This is a genomic window from Thermococcus sp. 21S9 (assembly GCF_012027635.1).
Classification (GTDB): Archaea; Methanobacteriota_B; Thermococci; order Thermococcales; family Thermococcaceae; genus Thermococcus.
The window spans coordinates 1-390 of sequence record NZ_SNUS01000072.1; the positions used below are offsets into that span (position 1 = coordinate 1).

The 390-nt window shown below is 48.7% G+C and carries 1 pseudogene; it reads left to right on the forward strand.

Features of this window, described 5'->3' with window-relative positions:
* Window positions 1-188: 188 nt before the first annotated feature.
* Window positions 189-390 (forward strand): annotated as a pseudogene (locus E3E28_RS11025) (indolepyruvate ferredoxin oxidoreductase subunit alpha); the annotation flags it as partial.

Consider the following 390-nt stretch of genomic DNA (forward strand, 5'->3'; position numbering starts at 1 on the left):
TCCTGCTGGGTGTCGCTATCTTTGCCTTCTCAAGCGGCCGTCAGAGCATCAGCAATACATTCACTAGGACACCCAACAGGGCATTCTACGGAAAGGAGGAAAAAGGAGAAAAGTGACTTTCGAAAATTTTTCGATTTTTACCGGTACTTTTCTGAGCATAGAGTTTTAACCCCCGACACCGATAGCCTATGGTGGTCATTGTGGAAGCGGTTAAGGATTATCCTTCTGATTCAACCGAATTCAAGGCCAATAAGCGCGAGAAAAAACTTCTCATGGGCAACGAGGCAATAGCATACGGCGCCCTTGAGAGCGGAATATCTTTTGCGACCGGCTACCCCGGAACTCCTTCAACGGAGGTAATCGAGACCATAGCGCATCTCAAGCCGGAGG